General features: G+C 63.1%; 9 protein-coding genes and 1 pseudogene. 3 read left to right on the top strand and 7 right to left on the bottom strand.

Going from position 1 to position 15,943, the window contains the following annotated elements:
* Nucleotides 1-148: 148 nt before the first annotated feature.
* Both IPK20_15850 and IPK20_15845 read right to left on the bottom strand, forming a co-directional pair.
* Nucleotides 149-585 (bottom strand): annotated as a pseudogene (locus IPK20_15850) (DUF305 domain-containing protein).
* A gap of 71 nt (nt 586-656) precedes the next feature.
* A complete protein-coding gene (locus tag IPK20_15845; GenBank protein ID MBK8018052.1) occupies nt 657-1,469 on the bottom strand; it encodes an alpha/beta hydrolase in 813 nt (270 codons plus the stop codon).
* A gap of 370 nt (nt 1,470-1,839) precedes the next feature.
* Between IPK20_15845 and IPK20_15840 the strand changes: the two genes are divergently transcribed.
* Nucleotides 1,840-2,367, top strand: coding sequence for a PEP-CTERM sorting domain-containing protein (locus tag IPK20_15840; GenBank protein ID MBK8018051.1), 528 nt, complete (start codon nt 1,840-1,842; stop codon nt 2,365-2,367).
* Between the two features lie 185 nt (nt 2,368-2,552).
* On the opposite strand, the gene IPK20_15835 is transcribed toward IPK20_15840, so the two are convergent.
* The 3 genes from IPK20_15835 to IPK20_15825 form a co-directional block, all read right to left on the bottom strand.
* Nucleotides 2,553-3,320, bottom strand: coding sequence for a DUF169 domain-containing protein (locus tag IPK20_15835; protein MBK8018050.1), 768 nt, complete (start codon nt 3,318-3,320; stop codon nt 2,553-2,555).
* Nucleotides 3,321-5,413: 2,093 nt separating this feature from the next.
* Nucleotides 5,414-6,874: a hypothetical protein gene (locus IPK20_15830; GenBank protein MBK8018049.1), complete on the bottom strand. Its 1,461-nt coding sequence runs from the start codon at nt 6,872-6,874 to the stop codon at nt 5,414-5,416.
* 261 nt (nt 6,875-7,135) lie between these two features.
* On the bottom strand, nt 7,136-7,888 hold the full coding sequence (locus IPK20_15825; protein ID MBK8018048.1) for a hypothetical protein: 753 nt from the start codon (nt 7,886-7,888) through the stop codon (nt 7,136-7,138).
* Between the two features lie 466 nt (nt 7,889-8,354).
* Here IPK20_15825 and IPK20_15820 point away from each other — a divergent pair, with 466 nt between their 5' ends.
* Together IPK20_15820 and IPK20_15815 are read left to right on the top strand one after the other, a co-directional pair.
* Nucleotides 8,355-8,726 carry a hypothetical protein gene (locus IPK20_15820; protein MBK8018047.1) on the top strand — a complete coding sequence of 124 codons (372 nt, stop codon included), beginning with the start codon at nt 8,355-8,357 and terminating at the stop codon, nt 8,724-8,726.
* A gap of 116 nt (nt 8,727-8,842) precedes the next feature.
* Nucleotides 8,843-9,508, top strand: coding sequence for a helix-turn-helix transcriptional regulator (locus IPK20_15815; GenBank protein MBK8018046.1), 666 nt, complete (start codon nt 8,843-8,845; stop codon nt 9,506-9,508).
* A 394-nt stretch (nt 9,509-9,902) separates the two neighbouring features.
* Here the strand turns inward: IPK20_15815 and IPK20_15810 are convergent, their stop codons facing one another.
* On the bottom strand, nt 9,903-13,352 hold the full coding sequence (locus IPK20_15810; GenBank protein ID MBK8018045.1) for a pyruvate carboxylase: 3,450 nt from the start codon (nt 13,350-13,352) through the stop codon (nt 9,903-9,905).
* A 265-nt stretch (nt 13,353-13,617) separates the two neighbouring features.
* Complete coding sequence (locus IPK20_15805; GenBank protein MBK8018044.1) at nt 13,618-15,942, bottom strand: xanthine dehydrogenase family protein molybdopterin-binding subunit; 2,325 nt, start codon at nt 15,940-15,942, stop codon at nt 13,618-13,620.
* Nucleotide 15,943: the final 1 nt, after the last annotated feature.

Genomic DNA, 15,943 nt, shown 5'->3' with positions numbered 1-15,943 from the left:
GACTCTTGTTGGGTATCTTCGGACATGGTGATCCACACACGTGAGGAGGCCTGAGGGAAGGAATGCGCCTATCGTCCGGAGATCTCCCCTCGCAGTTTGCGGCGCAACGCGTATGGAGGCCTCCACCTGCGATCGTTCACCGCCGCCCCTACTCCGCGATCAGCGTCTTCATCTCCTCGATCTCCAGCTTCTGCGTGGCGCTGATCCGCTCGGCCAGTTCCTGGACTCGAGGATCGGCAAGGTGCGCACGCTCGCTGGTGAGGATGGCGATGGAGTGGTGCGGAATCATGGCGCGCATGTAGGACACGTCGTCCACCGTCGTCTGGCTACGCACGAGCCACAGCGCGCCGGCGAACAGCGCGATTGCGCCGGCCACCACTGCGGCATTCGCTCCCCGCTTTGGGTACATGGACCGCATGAAGCCGAACATTAGAACGGCCATGGTGGCGCCCATCACCAGGGCCAGTAGCTGCGGGTCTCGCTGAAGAAGATGTGCTCGGCGCGGAACGTGTTGAGGTACATGAGACCGAACATGACGACCGTCGACACGGCGGTCATCGCCAGCAACTTCGCGTAGGGTTTCATGGGCCAGGCCTCCGATGGAACGAGCGCTCCAGCGCGGCAATCGGCCTTCCCAGGCCGATCGAGACAAGGCTCTAGTGCGGACTGACTGTCAGCACCCCATCCAGAAACCTGTCCACGCGAGCATTCACGGCCGCCGGAAATTCCCACAGCGGGAAACCTCCCCCTCGTTCGATCACGCACCGTTCCACGCGCGGCAGGCGGCTTTCCAGCACATCCGCCATCCCGACGAATTCCTCGACGTCGTGTTCGCCGTTGACGAGCAGCACGGGCTGATGAATGTTCGACAGCTCGGGCGTCATGTCTGAGACCACAGCCGGTGCCGCTTCGTCCATCCACGGCACGCCCGCGAAATCGCAGAGGATGCGCCAATGCTCTTCCGCCCGGCACTCGACCGGATTCTCCCGGATGACGCGGAACCATTCGGATTCGTGGAACCACTCGTGGCGAGCGGCGGCGATGCCTCTCGCGCGTGCGGTTTCGCGTGCCTGCCGGATGGACGCCGCCACATAAGGTGTGGGGGCCCCCGGAATCACGGCGCCGTCGAGCACCATCGACGCAATCACATCAGGCCGGCGTCGCGCAAGGATCAGGGCAACTGCGGCACCGGTATGCGTACCCCAGAAGTGCGTGCGCGTGACACCGGCCGCATCGAGCGCCGCGCCGACCGCCTCCGCGTACTCCGCCTGACCGTAGGGGCCCGGCACGCCGGCCGATTGGCCATGGCCGGGAAGATCGATCGACAGAATCCTGTAGCGATCTCCGAAGTGCCGGATCTGCGCGCTGAAGAGGTCGCTGTTCTGCGTGAAGCCGTGAACGAGCGTGAGCCACTCGGCCGCGCCTGCGGTGCCGTGGATCTGCCAGGAACAGGGATGGGGATCTGTCATCGAAGTGGGTATCCAACCGTCGGCAAGGGCGACTCAACAGAAGAAGCATCTCGAGGAATCATCGCATACCGGTTTGCGGTGCCGGTCCGGTTGCAGCAGGAGACGCGGTCTCGCCAAGCCCGCGTACCTCGTGGCAAGAGACCCCCTCTCGAAGCGACGTCTCGATGCACGGCGTGCAAGTGCAGCATAGGCTGAAACGACCATCGCACCGTCATCGGTGGCGACACATTGCGCAGGTAGCCTTGTTGCGCCTTCCCTGCCGGGTTTCCGTGCGTGACCAGGAATCACCGGCCACGGGGCAGAGGGCCATCGGTGCCAACGAGTCCGCACGACGTGCTTGGCACCTCTCGATGAATCAGGGAGACACACAATGAATCGCTTCACCCATCTTTGCGTCGGAATCGCCTTGTCCTGCGCAGGCGCCACCCAGGCGGCCACGCTGTACGACTTTTCCTATCAGACCACGACACAGTTGCTTGCCGGGCAACTGTCAGGAACCCTGCAGGCGGACAACAACACCATCGTCGTCGATTCCATCGTCGGTACGCCGACCATGGACGGCATTCCCGTGCTTCCTCTGACCCACGTCCAGTCCATTCTCGACCTTCTCGGCGCCGCGCCTGGCAATCTGCCCGTCGTCTCGCTCGATGGCAGCCTGATGGACATCGTCGCATGCACGGACTCGAACTGCGATGAAGGTTTCGCCATTGATTCCGAAGGTGGCGCAGTCGGATTTCCGCTTTTTTACAGCGAACCGGCCTACGGTAGCCATCAGGAGTTCTACGAGGCCTCCGCCTGGTCGATCGCCGCGGCACCCGTGCCGGAACCCGAAACCTGGGCCCTCGTGGCGCTGGGTCTGCTGGGTGTAGCCGCGCGGGGAAGAAAGCGCGCCGCCTGACCGACGGATCACGCCCGGGACATTTGCCTGCGGGACTGCACGCTCCGCGGGTTCGTCCCGGCGGTCGTTCGCCGCATCACGATCAAGGACGTGGCGTCACCACTTGCGGGCGCCCCCCGTTTCCTTGACGACGCGTTTCGCGTCAGTTCGACCCCGCCTCACCGGAACATGCGGAACGACGGCACTCATTTCGACGGGTAACTCGCCGCCATCCCCGCGCGCACATCCTGCTGGAGTCCATACTGGGGCACGGGGTAGCGCAGACCATTCTTCGCGAGCGCCTCCATGCCTGCCACCGCCTTGGCGAGCAACTCAGGCGGCAGCGCCATGAGCATCTCGTCATCCAGCACCCCGCCATAGCGGCGTTCGGCGAAGCAAGGAATCGACAGACTCGGTTCGCGTGTCGCCAGAGCACGGCCCCACGAATCGGCACAGGCTGACTCGCCTACCACGCTCCAGTCGAACCGCTTGTAGCCCGACCACTGCAGGCCGTTGATGAAATACATCATCGCGCCAGGGGTGGCATAGAAGAGCGCGATGTCCGGCGGGTCGAGCCGACCGCTGGATAGCGGCGACAGCACGAGCGCCTCGTACCGTCCGTCTGGAATGCAATGCATCGCTTCCTGATGCGCCTGCGCATCGGGCTGCGTCGCGAACCAGACACCGGTCATGTGCTGGCCCGAACGCCACTCGTCGGTCTTTGCCTTGCCCAAACCCACGACCGACCTGCATTGCGCACCCACGAGATCGTCGGCCGTCACGCCCACGGTCCACCCGAGCCGGGCGCATTGCCCCACGAGTTGATCGAGCGTGTGGACGGCCTGCGGTCTGCGGATCTTGGGAATGGCTTCCATCGCTGCACGATCTTCGAACAACTTCATGCCGAAGACGTGCGAACGCAGGCGCAGGAGAGATTCGAGGGAGCGGACCAGGGCGGGGAAATCGGAGGACATGGGGCACCGGGCGAGTGGGTTCTGGACGAGAACCTGTGACTTTACCGGACTGCATACTTGAGCCCCTCAGGACCCAAGACACTCACCCGCGATGCCCATGGCGAAGCGTCGACGACGTCGAGTACGCCAGCCTGGTATAGGTGAGGCTGTTTCACCGACCGCCGTCCTCTGCAACCAATCGGTGACATTCCGTCGGGGGACCGGGAGCGGTCGTACGATCGGAAACGCCAGGAATCAGCTAGACCAGTCCGACTAGAACCCGGCGCTTTCTCCCGAACCCGGAGGCGATCTGTTAGTAGCGGCAAGGATCCTTACTCGGACCATACGTGGCCTGAGGGTCCCAACTGCACGCCTTCCATTCGACCCTCGTGTCCGCTCCATCGAAGAAGTCCGCCGGGATTGGCCGGCACTGCTTTGGCGCCCAACTGTCCAAACCCTCACTGCCGCTTGGCCCGCCAGACTTGAACCAAACGTACAGCTTCACGTTGCAGTTGTTCACCAGGAATCTCTTGTACGAACCATCACACTTGAAACCTTTGGGAACCAGTTCCATGCAGTGCGACGCATCTAACGAAGAGAATTTCTTCTCGCTTCTTGATCTCGTTCTTTCGGATCCTGGAGCGACTGTGTCTCGCGCGTTGCCCGATCGTATCTGGCTAGCTCCCCCAGAGTGCGCCTGGCTCGCCGTATTGCCGGCGGAGGACCCTGTTTGCCGTGAATCGACTGGCCTTCGCCCTGGCAGGTGTTCTACCGGTGTTCCTGGCTCTTGCCGCGCTACCTCTGCTGACGAAGTGACACCAGCAGGTCGACTGCCGGCGGTGGTCGAGGGTTTCGGTGACAGTTCCCTTTGCGCAGCAACGGCGACGTCGCTCACCGCTTGAGTTATCGCGACGGATTCCTGGGCAGACCGTGTCGCATTGTCGCCTGACGCATTGACACTTTGCTTTACGCTCTCCAGTAGCCCACGACTTCCCTCCGCGCGAAGAACAGGCGACGCGTCAGATTTGGCGTTGCCAGGCGTTCCTGGCGAAGGACTTGTAGCGCTGCGGTAGGCCCCCGCTTCCAATTCCGCCAGCTCTACGTCGAGACTAGCATCGCCTGGGCCCCGCGGACTCATGCGTGGACGATCCTTCGCGGCCTCTGATCGATCCTCGTGTCTTGACGGCTCGACAGTGCCTTCTCTGGAATCACATGTCTCGCGCGTTCCTTTCGTTGAGGTGCCATCGACTGCAGAGGGTGTGGAAACAAACTCACACTTCGGTCCAGGCTTTGCGTAGTGCTGGCCGCCTTCCTCCGCAACAACCTCCGGCTCGAACAAGCGGGCCCACTCCGATGGGCACTTAGAGTTCATCTGCGCAAAGATCTGATGCCGAATCGCCGTCGATCCAGATGCGCCGCGAACGATGTCTCGGGACGCTTCGTTGCAGGCAGGCGAATCGAAGTACAAGAACTCCGTCTTTCGCTTCGTCCACGCATCGATGTCTGCTCGATCGCCCTTTGGAAGCGGATAACTGGCCTTGTACCGTTTGTTCATCTGTTCCAAGGCAATCTGGAACTCTGGATCTCCGTTCTTGAGCAGATTGCTGGAGGCCTCGCAAGCCTTGAACCTGTCTGGCGAGGTAAGGACAAGCTTTCCTTTCACCCTGGAAACCATCCCAAGCCATTCGCTGCCAGTACAGTTCGCCCTGAGATCATCTCGAGCCTTTCGCATCTTCTCCAGCAGCGCCCAAATGGGTTGCAGGCGTGCTTCATCGTCGGGGAACTTGGTGTAGAAGCCTCGGTCCAGTGGACCCAACTGCGAACTCCCGTCCATCGACGACAGTGTTCCTGCAGAGCACTCTAGCGCGGAGACCGAGAGCAGCAGAGTGCCACACCACACCCTGAACACAGCGGGGATAGTGCTACCCACGCATGACTCACGTAGTGCCAGCGAAACACTCCCGCTTGTAGTGCGGGCCTCGTACGCTGGACGCGAAACAGGAGAAAAGAGGTCAGACGCCGGCATGTTCGTAAGGAATTGGACAGATCGACACGATGCCAGGGAGAAGATCGAGTCTTGATAGAACCGAAATAGACCCTTCAACGGCGCGGCATCACTTGACGCGATTCTTCTCGTATAGCTGCTTCAATGCGGCCACCAGAGATGCTTGGTCGGTGACATCAACGGCGATCCTCTGCTCGGCGTACTCGATCCAAGCCCCATCGAGATTCTTGAGGCTCGGTGTGATGGTGCGGAGAAACTCCTGGCCCGACTTGTTGGTTGCATCCGCTATGGCCATAAAGCCGTCTTGCTGCAGGCTGGTCAATTCTGCCAGAGAGGCGTCCGGACCGGCCGCTGTCATCGCACCCAAGGAAAGCAATGCGGAACCCAGTGCCGCTGACATTTCCTTGTTCACGCCGGAAAAACTCGCATCACGTACCTTCCGTACCGAGACTCCATACGTGCCAGAAAGAATCCCTCGTGCGAGTTCATGATCACGACGAACTCGGACTCGGGTCTCGGAGGCGAGCAGCTTCCTTACAATCGCAATGTTGGTCTTGTCGGCCTCCGTGAGAGTCATGCCGCTCGCCACGCGTTCGGCGAGGCTAGAGTCGAACTGTTCTAGGTAGCGAACATTGACGTCGCTGTGTGCCGCCTGCGGTGCGACTTGCTCACCAACCTGGGAAGCGATACGCGCGAAGTTCTCTATGTAGGGATGGGCAATGGTGTCATCCGCCTCCGCAGGTGTCGCAGGACGGCTGCGCTTCACATAGTCCGGCATAGTGCTGCCGGTCATGCCCTGGCTGACGCTCCACACAAACGGGAATAGAACGGTGCGATCTCGAGTCGGTGGGAGAGTGGGGTCGCCGTACGCCCGTAAGTCGACGAACTTCTTGAGTGTGGCTCTATCGAGATACCAAACTGGCTTCTTCGGGAATTCGCTTCCGGACGCGACGCATTCACCAGAACTGGTCCACACAATGGTGGGGTCGATTTCGGAGGCCGACCCTGCAAAGAGTCCGCAGTTCTTTCCGCTCAGCGAGGCGGGCGTTCGGACGGAGAACGTGAAGGTTTCGTTGACGAACGGGTACGGTCCACCCTGAGGCGCGGCGATGTCGAATCGTATCGCCACCGGAAGGGACGACTGAACTAGAGATCGCTCCGTTGGCTGACCAGCATCATTGAGGGTGATGATCTGAGGCTCCAGAATCACCTGTGCCGCCGGTAGCGCGTGCCTCAGGGCCATGTACGCTTCGGCCGCGAAGTATGTGGATGCGATCGGAAGACCGCCAGTAATGTCTACTTTAGGGCTGAGTTCCTCGTCGTCGTACACCGAGCCGATAGCCGCGCGATAGAAGGTCTGGCTGAACTGATCGACGGCGGTACGCGCCTTTGGATCGATCGCCGCGGGCCAGTTCACCGACACCACCAGCCCGGCACCTGCTTCGGGAGACGCAGTCGCAGGTACTGCACGCAAGTGTGGTGGTATCTCCCGCAAGTAGTTCGTTTGAACGCATCCGACCAGCAAAATCATCATGACGAGGATAGCTGCATCGAGGCGAAACTTTGGCATGGTTGTCCTCACCTTGGTGTTAGCAGGATTATGAAATGCCGATTCACTTTCAACCTCGCGAAGCAGAAAACTGTGGCGCAGTTGCGCTTGCAGTGCTCCCTGTCGACCATGAATAGAGCGGAACAGCCGCCTTCGAACACTCGAATCCCCGAGAACCGGGCCCGAGAATGTCGCCGTGCCAAGACTCGTCGGTTGTTAGACCTCAATGGACTGATTGCGATTGAAGGCACCCGCAGTCATCGTTGGTACTTCAACGGCCTGTCAGTTCACCAGCGCAGCCAACGGCACCCGGCCGTAGCGGGGCCGCCTGATGACGATCAGACCAAGCACCGCCAGCGCGCCCAATCCAAGCATGTCTGGCTCAGGAACCGCACGAACGTCGCTCGCCGTGATGTAGTAAGCCTGCGCCCATAAGCCCCGGGAGAGACCCGTGTCTCCGACCACGAAGCCGATCTCCAGCATCATTGCGGCCAAATCAGCCGGATTGTCGAAGACCCCGCCACGGTACAGAAGGGTGTATTGGTCCTCGCTGGAGAACGGGATACCGAATTTTTGTCCCGACTGGCTACCTTGCGTCAGGGTGGCCCACCCCTCATTCTCGCTTCCGATCTGGAACATCGAGACCGCGATTCCCTTGATCTCGATGGAGGGTCCCAAATAGCTCTGCAGTGCCTCGATGTCCAGGAACAGACTGCAGCCGAGCCGGCACGGCGAACCTGGCAGGGTCGGGACGACGAACTGATTCGAATCGATGCCCGCGATGAAAATGTTCGGATTGATTGCGGCGAGCGAGTTGTTGATGTCGTCATTGGTGAATGGGTGCAGGGCAAGCCCATGCGCGGACAGAAGATCGGCAGGCAGCGTGCGGTCATCGAACGGACCGGCGTCGTAGTACGACCCCGCGTACGTCGTGCTCGCCACCGGCAAGAGCGCGGCTATCGATACCGGGGCGCAGATCAAGCTGCACCCAACAAGGGTCAGGAGCAATGCAACACGGCCAGCCAGCGTCTCCATGGTCAGGTTCCTTGGATCAGGTCTCCGGTGGCGCCGATCGGCGTCGTTTCTCGCGGTTCGATTCGATGGGGCGAACCTGTGCGCGACACGTGGGGCCGACGCGCGGTGTCGAGATTCTCGCTTACAGGGTCGCTGCATGCATCACCCGCGCGGGTGACGCACGACACAATCCGGTCAAAGCGACTTCGTTGGGACGACAGGGCCTTCGTCGGTGGCAAGTGTCTCCGCAACCCCCGAGTCATCACCCGATTTGGTGATGGGTCCGCCTTCCGGATGGCAGATCATTCTGGTAAAAGTGGCAAGAAGAGGAGCGGCCGGTTCTCTGCCCGGAGGATCGAGAATCGCATGCCAGGCGCTTCGCCAGCAGGTGCAGCGCCTCGCCCGAACGCGATCGCAAGTCACAAGTCGCAGGTTGCCTTTTTCAGGGTGGCCGGTGGATGGAGACTTGCGCTGATTGGAGGGTCCCTTGGAACGTCTGAGCAGCACGATAGGCAAGATCTACGATGCGGCGCTGGCTCCGGAACTCTGGCAGCCGGTGGTGAAGGAAATCGTGGATGCCGTTTCGGCCGATTCCGGTCAGCTCTTCACGCCTTTCGACGATGCCGGCCGTGGCGGTTTCCACATCAGCGAAGGCATCGGCGATACCTTCGTTCGACAGTACAAGGACAAGTATCACGCCCACGATGTCTGGACACAGGCCCTTCAGGACAAGGGCTTGTGCGTTTCGGGCACGGTGGTCACCGACAAGGACCTGGTACCCCACAGAGAACGACGAAGTCGATCTATTTCAAGGAATTTCTCAAACCGGCCCACGCGTCTCGCCTGTGCGCCTCCGTGATCTTCGGGCCGGACGCTGCGGGTCTGCGTGTCACGTTCTTGTCGACATACCGCGGTGAGGAGAATGGCTCGTTCAGCCCGCGTGCCAAGCAGTGGATGCAACTGCTGAGCCCTCACGTGTCGCGCTCTCTGGGAATGTCCTACCGGCTTCAGGATGCGTCGTTCCGGATTGCAACAACTCAGGCCGCGCTGGATCGCATCCGCTCCGGGGTTCTGCTCGTGGATGCCAGCGGCGCAGTGTCTTTCTTCAACCGGGCCGCAGGCGAGTTGCTCAACGCCACCAAGGCGATCGGGCTTCACCGGCGATCGGACGGCCGGGACGAATTGCTGTGTCTGCGCCCTGCAGTCAACGCAGCTCTAGGCAACGCCATCATCGGTTCTCTGCGAACGCACAGCGCGTCGGCAGAAAACTTCTCGAAGGCGCTCCACGTGCCCCGGGGGGAAGGAGAGCCTCCCTTGCTGCTCAACTTCTCGCCGTTGCCCATCGAGAACTCGTTTGGAATCGGAACCGTGAGCCCGGCGGCGATCGTGTTCATTTCTGACCCCGCGCGGCCGCTCAGGGTGGACGAGGTTCTCCTGCGAGACCTGTATCGACTGACGCCTACCGAGATCGCGGTGGTTCGCCTTGCCTGCATCGGCCATACGGCGCCGGAGATCGCGGCGGAACGGGGGGTGAATGTGGAAACCGTGCGTACGCAGCTCAAGCGCGTCTACTCGAAGACCGGTACGAGCAGTCAGGCGGCGCTCGTTCGGCTTGTCTACGGATTATCGAGCGGCGGTTGATGCTGTCGGATCGGTTGAACGGCGTTGGCGCGGGGCGAGTTTGCGGGTTGGAGTGGCGCTGCGCCCATCCTCATCCTGTCCTTCTCCTTGAAGGAGAAGGTACCTGCGAAGTGGCGGCGTCACCCGAGAAGACCGGCCTCCCGACGCCTGCATCCTTCGTGACCCATCCTCATCCTGTCCTTCTCCTTGAAGGAGAAGGGACCTGCTCAGTGGCGGGCGTCACCGAGGGCTAGCCTCCTGTCGCCTGCGTCCTCCTGACCCATCCTCATCCTGTCCTTCTCCTTGAAGGAGAAGGGACCTGCTGCGAGCGATGTCTTCGCAGCGCTCGACAGAGTCCATCTGGCCCATTCACCGCAGTTGTTCTCTGCCCGCTCTGAAGGGGGATGGCCGCCGGTCACGCCCCCAATTCGATCAACAGGTCCTTCGCAGCCACTGCGTCGCCGGGCTTCACGTGCACAGCCCTCACGTGGCAGTCCCGCTCGGCCCGGATCACGCTCTCCATCTTCATCGCCTCGATGGACAGCAGCGGGTCGCCCTTCTTCACGGCCTGGCCGGCCTTCACCGGCACCAGGACCACGCTGCCGGGCATGGGCGCACCGATGTGATCGGTGTTGCCATCCTCAGCCTTCGAGCGCTGCTTCACGGCTGCGGCCACGCCGGCCTTGGGAATGCGCACGACGCGGGCCTGGCCGTTCAGTTCGAAGAACAGCCGGACCTGGCCCTCTTCGTCCATGTCCGCACGTCCTTGCAGACGGATGACCAGCGTCTTGCCCCGGTCGATGTCCACGGCCACCTCGTCGCCATCCTTCATGCCCTGGAAGAACACCGGCGTGGGCAGCACCGACACGTCGTCGTAGTGCCGCAGGTGCTTGGCGAAATCGGTGAAGACCTTGGGGTACATGAGATACGACGCGAGGTCCGTGTCGCTCAGCTTCCGGCCGGCGGAGTGTTCAGCCTCGGCTCGCACTGCATCCAGATTCGCGGGAGGAAGATAGGCTGCGACGCGGCCCTGCACCGGCTTGTCGCCTTTCAACACGCGCTGGGTGATGGCCTCCGGGAAACCGTCGGGCGGGAAGCCCAGCTCGCCCTTCAGCATGGACACCACCGACTCGGGGAAGGCGATCTCGCGCGAAGCATCGAGCACGTCTTCCGGCGTCAGATCGTTCGCCACCATGAACAGCGCCAGGTCGCCCACCACCTTGGAGGTGGGCGTGACTTTCACGATGTCACCGAAGAGCTGGTTGACTTGCGCGTAGGCGCGAGCCACTTCCGGCCAGCGATGCTCGAGGCCCATGGCCCGAGCCTGCTCGCGGAGGTTGGTGTACTGGCCGCCGGGCATCTCGTGCAGGTACACGTCGGAGGTCCCGGAACGCATGTCCGCCTCGAAGGGCGCGTAGTGCCTGCGCACGCCTTCCCAGTAAGTCGACAGCGACTTCAGCGATTCGAGATCGACGTCCGGTTCGCGGTCGGTCCCCTCCAGCGCGGCCACGATGGAGCCGAGGTTGGGCTGCGAGGTGAGGCCGCTCATCGCGTCCAGCGCGCCGTCCACGGCGTCGACGCCGGCCTCGATGGCCGCGAGCACGCTCGCCGCCGCGATGCCGCTCGTGTCGTGCGTGTGGAAGTGGATGGGCAGACCGACTTCCTGCTTGAGCGCGGTGACGAGCGCACGCGCGGCGCGCGGCCGGCAGACCCCCGCCATGTCCTTGATGCCCAGCACCTGCGCGCCGGCGCGCTCCAGCGCCTTGGCCATGTCGACGTAGTACTTGAGGTTGTACTTGGGCCGTGAGCTATCGAAGAGATCGCCCGTGTAGCAGATGGCCGCCTCGCACACCGCGCCGGATTCGCGCACGGCGTCGATGGCCACCCGCATGTTCTCCACCCAGTTGAGCGAATCGAACACGCGGAAGATGTCGATGCCCTCCTTCGCCGCCTGCTGCACGAAGTAGCGCACGACGTTGTCGGGGTAGTTCGTGTATCCCACCGCGTTGGAGGCCCGCAGCAGCATCTGGAAGCAGACGTTGGGAATCGCTTCGCGCAGCAAGGCCAGCCGGTGCCACGGATCCTCCTTGAGGAACCGCAGCGCGACATCGAACGTGGCGCCGCCCCAGCACTCCAGCGAGAACAGGCCCGGCGCCATCCGCGCGTAGTACGGCGCGATGGGCAGCATGTCGTGCGTGCGCATGCGCGTGGCGAACAGCGACTGGTGAGCATCGCGCATCGTGGTGTCGGTCAGCAGCACGCGCTGCGAATCCTTCATCCACTTCGCAAAGCCGTCGGCGCCCAGTTCCTTCAGCTTGTCGCGGGAACCCTTGGGGATTTCGCGCGACGGCCGGCCGCGCGGCAATTGCGCCGGACCGTGCGTGGTGTCGTCCTTGCGCCGGCGCTTCATCTCCGCGTTGCCATTCACGACCACATCGCCGATGAAGCGCAACAGCTTGGTGGCACGGTCGCGCCGGTGGGAGAACCGGAACAGCTCCGGCGTTTCGTCGATGAAGCGGGTGATGCACTCGCCGCTCACGAACTGCGGATGGCGGATGACGTTCTCGAGGAACTGCAGATTGCTCGACACCCCACGGATGCGGAACTCGCGCAGCGCGCGATCCATCCGGGCAATCGCCTCTTCCTTGTTGTGGCCCCACGATGTGACCTTCACCAGCAGCGAGTCGTAGTAGGGCGTGATCACCGCGCCGCTGTATGCCGTGCCCGCGTCGAGCCGGATGCCGAAACCGGCGGCGCTGCGATACACCGAGATCCGCCCATAGTCGGGCGTGAACTGGTTCTCGGGATCTTCGGTCGTCACTCGGCACTGCAAGGCAGCGCCGTTGATCCGCAGCTCGTTCTGCGCCGGTACGTAGGAATCCGGCTCGCCGATCCGGGCACCTTCGCTGATCCGGATCTGTGCCTTGACGATGTCGACACCGGTGATCTGCTCGGTCACCGTGTGCTCGACCTGGATCCGCGGGTTGACTTCGATGAAGTAGAACCTGCCCGTGTCCGCATCCATCAGGAACTCGACGGTCCCCGCGTGCGTGTAGTTCGCGCCGCGGGCGAGCGACAGTGCCGACTCGCACAGTTCGGCGCGCTGAGCGTCCGAGAGGTAAGGCGCGGGCGCCCGCTCGACCACCTTCTGGTTGCGCCGCTGCACGGAACAATCGCGCTCGAACAGGTGGACGAGATTCCCGTGCTTGTCGCCCATCACCTGGACTTCCACGTGGCGCGCCCGGCGCACCAGCTTCTCCAGATATACCTCGTCGTTGCCGAAGGCTGCGAGCGCCTCGCGCCGGGCCACTTCCAGGTGGTGGAACAGATCGGCCTCGGACTCGACGACACGCATTCCGCGGCCACCCCCGCCCCAGCTCGCCTTGAGCATCAGGGGGTAGCCGACTTCGGCCGCCATGCGCCGCGCGTCGTCGAAGTCCGCCGGGAGCGCTCCGGTCGCCGGCACGACGGGAACGCCCATCTTCTCGGCCAGATTCCTGGCCGCCACCTTGTTGCCAAGCAGTCGCATCACCTCGGGCTTGGGCCCGATGAAAGTGATGCCGGCTTTCCCGCAGGCCTCGGCGAAGTCGGGGTTCTCGGACAGAAAACCGTAGCCGGGGTGGATGGCATCGACCTTCGCCTCGACGGCGATCCTCAGGACGTCCTCGATATCCAGATAGGCCTGGATGGGCTTCTTGCCCGCGCCGACCAGGTAGCTTTCATCCGCCTTGAAACGGTGGAGCGCGAAACGGTCCTCGTTGGAGAAGATGGCGACGGTGCGGATCCCCATCTCGGCGGCCGCGCGCATGACGCGAATGGCGATTTCCGAGCGGTTGGCGACGAGCAGGCTGCGAATGGTCTTCATGGGCGCTGTAAATGTTCTGGAGACGTGCGCGTCCGAGGGCGTCCGACGGCTCCCCGATCATAGCCCGATTGGCGCAGTGCAGCATCGATTCGTCACCGATTTGCACTGGGGAAAGGGCGATTCCGTTTTCCCGGCCGGGCCTGCAAGGCAGACGGATGGCCGCTCACCCAAAAAAAAGCCCGTTCCATGAGGAACGGGCCAGAGACCGGAATTGCGATCGCCGGAGAAAGACCGGAGGCCAGGCCCCCGGTCACTCTCCCGGGTCTTACGCGGACAGCTGGTCGCCCAGCGGCAGATTGCGGATGCGCTTGCCGGTGGCCGCGTAGATGGCGTTGTAGAACGCGGGCGCGAACGGCGGAACGCCGGGCTCACCCACACCGCTGGAAGGCGTCTCGATGCCATGCGGCATGATGTGGACGCGCACATCCATCGCGCCCTCACCGATCCGCAGCACCTTGTAGTCGCCGAAGTTGCTCTGCTGCACGCGGCCGTTCTTGAAGGTGATGTTGGTGTGCTTGGCGATGGTCAGACCCATCACGGCGGCACCTTCCACCTGCGAACGGAAGCGCTCCGGGTTGACCACGAAGCCGGCATCGAAGGCGGTGTCGACACGCGGCACGCTCACGTTGCCGTCCTTGTCCACGGCCACTTCCACCACCGTCGCGACGTAGGACAGGAAGGACCGCTGGCAGGCGATGCCCAGGGCGTGTCCGGCCGGCAGCTTCCTGCCCCAACCGGCTTCCTTCGCGGCGCGCTCGACCACGGCGCGCAGACGGCCGGTGTCGATCGGATAGGTACCCCACGGATCGCCGTAGTTCCACAGTTCCTGCGTGACCGTCTTGCGCGGATCGACGATGCGGGCGGGCCCGATCATCTCCAGCAGGAAGTCCTTCGGATCCTTGCCCAGTTCGGCAGCCAGTTCGGCCACCATGGACTGCATCGCGAAGGCGTGCGGAATGTTGTTCACCGAACGGAACCAGCCAATCCGGGTCTTGGCGACCGCCTCACCCGTTTCCAGGCGCAGGTTCGGCACGTCGAACGGCGTGTCGATCAGGCCCAGGCCCAGTTCCAGGGCGCTCTCGCGCTTGGGATCGGGCATGAAGTTGGACATGAGCGAGGGAGAGACGCTGCGCTGCCGCCAGGCGATGACCTTGCCGCTCGCATCCAGGCCGGCCGTGACGTTCTGGTAGGACACCGAGTGGTAGTAGCCGTGCTGGATGTCGTCTTCACGCGTCCACACCACCTTGACCGGCTGGCCGTCCATCGCGCGCGACAGGAGAGCCGCTTCCACCGCGAAGTCGCACTTGGACTTGCGGCCGAAGCCGCCGCCCAGCAGCGTGACATTCACGGTGACATCGTCTTCCTTCATGCCCAGGGCACCGGCGATCACGCCGCGCGTTCCGCCCGGGCTCTGCACGCAGGCCCACACCTCGGCCTTGCCGCCCTTGATCTGGCAGACCGCTGCCGGCGGTTCCATCGTGGCGTGGTGGCCGTGCGGAATGTAGTAGTCGCGCTCGATGACCTTGGCAGCGCCTTTGATCGCGGCGTCGAAGTCGCCTTCGTTGCGCTCGATCTTGCCCTGCTTGTGGGCCGCCGCCGCCATGGCTTCCTTGAAGTTGTCGGAATCGTAGTCGGCGTTGGGACCATCGTCCCACTGCACGTTCAGCGCTGCACGGCCCTTCTGCGCCGCGTAGGTGCTGGTCGCGATCACCGCCACGCCGCCCAGGGGGGCGAACACGGCAGGCATGGGGGTCGGGGCAATGAACACCACCTTCTTGACGCCGGGCACGGCCATGGCGGCCGCCTCATCCCACTTGACCGCCTTGCCCAGCACGACCGGGGGACGCTCGATGGTGGCGAACAGCATGCCGGGGACGCGGACGTCCTGGGCGTAGATCGCCTTGCCGGTGGTGATGTTGTGCAGATCGGTGATCTGGACCTTGCCCTTGCCGATGTAGCGGAACTGGGAAGGATCCTTCAGTTCCACGTCGCGCTGCTTCGGCGTGGGCAGCGCTGCCGCCTTGGTCGCGAGTTCGCCGAAGCCGAGCGACTTGCCGCTGGGCAGGTGAACAACCTTGTGGTTCTGCGCCCGGACTTCGGTATCGGGAACGCTCCAGGTCATGGCCGCAGCGGTCTCGAGCATCTTGCGGGCAGCAGCGCCGCAGGTGCGCATCGGCTGGACGAAGTGACGGATGCTGCGCGAGCCGTCCGTGTCCTGGTTGCCGTACTTCTTTTCGTCGCCGGGGGCCTGGACGATCTTGACCTTGGCCCAGTCGGCTTCCATTTCGTCGGCCACGACCATCGGCAGGCTGGTGCGCGAACCCGTACCCATTTCCTGACGGTGCGTGACGATGGTCACGGTTCCGTCCGGAGAGACGGACACGAAGACGTGCGGATCCCACACCACGCCGCCGGGCATGCCGCCCGCGCCGGTGTCGTACTGGTTGACGTGACCGCCGTCGGCCATGGCATCGCGCGGGAGGAACTGTCCGGCGAGGACCAGACCACCGCCCGACACGATGCCCTTGAGGACGTCGCGACGGCTGACGTTCTTGAGAATGGGTTGATCAGCGTACTGTTGGAAGTTCATC

This window comes from Betaproteobacteria bacterium, from assembly GCA_016713305.1.
Classification (GTDB): Bacteria; Pseudomonadota; Gammaproteobacteria; order Burkholderiales.
The sequence above is the reverse complement of the archived record's forward strand: the minus strand, read 5'-3'. Positions and strand labels throughout refer to the sequence as shown.

Excerpts from the sequence above, each read along its gene's own strand:
- IPK20_15845 (MBK8018052.1), bottom strand. The coding sequence starts at position 1,469 with ATGACAGATCCCCATCCCTGTTCCTGGCAGATCCACGGCACCGCAGGC.
- IPK20_15840 (MBK8018051.1), top strand. The coding sequence starts at position 1,840 with ATGAATCGCTTCACCCATCTTTGCGTCGGAATCGCCTTGTCCTGCGCA.
- IPK20_15835 (MBK8018050.1), bottom strand. The coding sequence starts at position 3,320 with ATGTCCTCCGATTTCCCCGCCCTGGTCCGCTCCCTCGAATCTCTCCTG.
- IPK20_15830 (MBK8018049.1), bottom strand. The coding sequence starts at position 6,874 with ATGCCAAAGTTTCGCCTCGATGCAGCTATCCTCGTCATGATGATTTTG.
- IPK20_15825 (MBK8018048.1), bottom strand. The coding sequence starts at position 7,888 with ATGGAGACGCTGGCTGGCCGTGTTGCATTGCTCCTGACCCTTGTTGGG.
- IPK20_15810 (MBK8018045.1), bottom strand. The coding sequence starts at position 13,352 with ATGAAGACCATTCGCAGCCTGCTCGTCGCCAACCGCTCGGAAATCGCC.
- IPK20_15805 (MBK8018044.1), bottom strand. The coding sequence starts at position 15,942 with ATGAACTTCCAACAGTACGCTGATCAACCCATTCTCAAGAACGTCAGC.